Source organism: Shewanella carassii (genome assembly GCF_002777975.1).
Lineage (GTDB): Bacteria > Pseudomonadota > Gammaproteobacteria > Enterobacterales > Shewanellaceae > Shewanella > Shewanella carassii.
In genome coordinates, this window is record NZ_NGVS01000001.1 from 1 (window position 1) to 2,763 (window position 2,763).

3 protein-coding genes are annotated in these 2,763 nt (G+C 47.6%); all 3 read left to right on the plus strand.

The window, feature by feature from the left end; all coding sequences use genetic code 11:
• The first annotated feature begins 82 nt into the window (after positions 1–82).
• A complete protein-coding gene (locus CBE72_RS20525) occupies positions 83–268 on the plus strand; it encodes a VCBS domain-containing protein (protein WP_478009421.1) in 186 nt (61 codons plus the stop codon).
• On the plus strand, positions 232–1,914 hold the full coding sequence (locus tag CBE72_RS20530; RefSeq protein WP_100141783.1) for a calcium-binding protein: 1,683 nt from the start codon (positions 232–234) through the stop codon (positions 1,912–1,914). The genes CBE72_RS20525 and CBE72_RS20530 overlap by 37 nt, the downstream gene beginning before the upstream one ends.
• A 249-nt stretch (positions 1,915–2,163) precedes the next feature.
• Positions 2,164–2,763: retention module-containing protein (locus tag CBE72_RS00015; protein WP_157929010.1), on the plus strand; the 600-nt coding region annotated here is incomplete at its 3' end.

Below are 2,763 nucleotides of genomic sequence, written 5' to 3' on the forward strand. Positions count from 1 at the left end.
CGACAGCCACAGCGTCGGCAGCAGTTATAACGGCGATGTACTCTGGAACGGCGGCGCTCTGGACCAAGCCACCCAGGATGCGCTGGCGGCCGGCTTCAGTGTCGACAACTCAGGCTGGAGCTATGACATTGCCAACAGCCTGGTGCAGTTCCTCGCCGTCGGCGAGACCATCACCTTAAGCTTTGATGTCACGGTCGATGACGGCAACGGCGGCACNTTGCCAACAGCCTGGTGCAGTTCCTCGCCGTCGGCGAGACCATCACCTTAAGCTTTGATGTCACGGTCGATGACGGCAACGGCGGCACTGATACTGACACAGTGACTATCACCATCACTGGTACCAATGATCCGGTTGAAGGTGAGTTTGCCAAAGAGATCTGGGTGCCAGCTTCATTGTTGCAACTCTCAGATCCTTATCTTGCCGGCTATCCGCTGAATATTGATGCGCCAACTGATGTAGATACTACTGATGGCATTAGCATCACAAACCTGAGCCTTGAGTTTATCGACCCAGGGGAAACCGCCGAAATAGGCTCAATTTGGTATTGGGATGATAACAGCCAGATGCTGGTAGAGTATGACTTCAACAATCCGGAGGCCTTGTCTGCAGCAGAGTTGAGTAGTCTGGTATATATGCCAGGGGACAACGGTGACATAGAAGAGCAGTTGGACATTTCCCTAACCTTCACAGTCAATTCAGGTCCAGATCAGGTGGATGGAAACTTCATTATCCATGCTGTGCCCGGGAATAGCTTAGGGGGCGAAAGTGTCACCATAGGTGATGGTTCATCTCCTTTAACCTCAGGTAATGATCAGGATGCAGTCCTCAGTATTAGTGCGGGATTTGCCGATGCCATTAATTTAGCGCCAGCAAACGGTAGTCTGGATCTGTTCACCGATTACCAAAAATCCCCCTTTGCCATTCCAATTCCCGGGGATGAGAGAGACATTGACACAACCGCAGGCAGCAAGCGGGAAACAGAGGTATCAGTCAGGCTAACCATTAACGGCATAACCTTCATAGTGCTATTGGCAGATCCTGTCGATAACGTAGAACAGACTTGGTTCTATGATGTGGATTCAGGCTTAATGAAGGCCAGTATTGGCTATGATCAGATAGTGCAAGAATCGGATAACTCAATAACCCTCGCCGACTACCTGGCTTTGAATCCCGCTCAAGCCGGCGATCTGTGGACCATCACTTACTTCGACAACGATGGAGGTAGCTATCAAGCCCGTTACGTACAAGCTGTATTTACCCATGAACTGTTGCCCGATGATGCCATTACAGTGACAGGAACCGATAACATAGACAATCTCATATTCGGCACCACTCAAAGTGACTCCCTCACCGGAGCTAACCAAAGTGATGAAATTGTCGGTCGTGAAGGTAACGATACCATCTATGGTCTTGACGGAAACGACCAACTGCTGGGGGGGGCAGGTAATGACTATATCTATGGCGGTACAGGTGCCGATTATTTAGTCGGTGGCCCCGGCAGTGACCGTCTTGATGCCGGTCTAGACAGTGACAGAGATATCTTAATCTGGGATGCCGGTTCAGCAGATGGCAGTACAGATAACGTCTACAACTTTACCGTTGGCATAGATGCCTTGGATTTATCGGATATTTTAGTCAATGAGGAAAACGGTGTATTAGATGATTATCTGGACTTCAGCTTTGTGGGTGGCAACACCATCATAAGCGTCGACACAACTGGAGTTGGCGGTGACAGTGTTACCATAATTCTGAATGGTGTAGACCTTTCTGCAGAATATGGAACAACAAATGAAGCAGCAATTATTCAGTCTCTGATAAATGACAATTCATTGTTGGTCACTGAGGCTCCCATACAAGCATCTCTACCTGAACCCAACTATACCTATTCATCAGAGGAACAATTAATCCCTTAAACTTGAATGGTTACCCCCTCAAGAATCAACAGGAGCTTAAGGCTCCTGTTTTTTTATTAATCAACATTTAAAAATATCTCTTTTAAATCAGTGTATTAACAAAACACCAAATAGCGTCAAAAAATTGACCTTCAGATTCAATTCATTTAAAATCGTCCCAAGGGTTTTACACCATTTGCCAAGTTGCAACCTAGCACCAATGAGATGCAACTTTATTGATACGGATATTGCAATCGCCGGAGGCGGAACATGAAAGCACTTATCACAACACAGGATGGTCAAGTTAAGAGTTTGAATGGCAAAGCTTATGTCATGTCAAATGGTCACCAAATACAACTAAAGCCCGGCGACTTTATTGCGCAAGGAAGCGAAGTCATAGTTGAAGATAATGCACAAGTAGAACTCTTGCTTGATGACGGAAGTAGTCTCGGCAATGAAAATATAACCGCCCCACTACAGCCAAGTGTACAAGGTAACGATGCAATCACCGATTCTGAAATCGCGCAGTTACAAGCGCTTATCGCAGCAGGAGAAGATCCAACAGCTTCACTGCCCGATACCGCTGCCGGTGGAGCACAAGGAAATGAAGGAACTTCTGGGTTTGTGTCTTTGGCAAGAAGTGGCACAGAAACCTTAGCAGCAAGTGGTTATGACACCGCAGGTATCGAAGTTAATGCCGCCCCGCTTCAAGATGAAGTATCACAAAACACCTTTGAAGTAACCCAGATTGCTCCCAGCGTTGTAACTCTATTGGCCCCAAATCAGGTCAATGAAGGCGGCCAGATCACCTACACCGCCACGGTCAACAATGCCCCCGAAACCGACCTGGTACTGACCCTGTCCAACGGC